The organism is Streptomyces sp. W16, assembly GCF_033194735.1.
Taxonomy (GTDB): domain Bacteria; phylum Actinomycetota; class Actinomycetes; order Streptomycetales; family Streptomycetaceae; genus Streptomyces.
In genome coordinates this window covers 1-246 of record NZ_JAWOAI010001239.1, presented here as the reverse complement: position 1 = coordinate 246, position 246 = coordinate 1, and the positions used below count along the sequence as shown (strand labels likewise).

General features: G+C 65.0%; 1 protein-coding gene. It reads right to left on the bottom strand.

What is annotated here, in order from left to right; genetic code table 11:
• Window positions 1–135: 135 nt before the first annotated feature.
• A partial coding sequence (locus R6V09_RS54395) for a LuxR C-terminal-related transcriptional regulator (protein WP_442810330.1) occupies window positions 136–246 on the bottom strand: 111 nt, incomplete at its 5' end.

Genomic DNA, 246 nt, shown 5'->3' with positions numbered 1-246 from the left:
CGTGATCTGGCCGAAGGCGTCGTGCAGCTGAAGGACATGGAGTCCGGCGATCAGACGGCGGTCGGGGTCAACGAGATCGTGGCGGAACTGGAATCGAAGCTGGGCTGAGGTGGGTTGGGGGCGGGGGCGAAATCCTCAGTCCAGCAACCCGTACCGCATCGCACTCGTCACTGCCGCCGTCCGGTCGTCGACGCCCAACTTGCCGAAGACGCGCAGGAGATGGGTCTTCACGGTCGACTCCCCGAT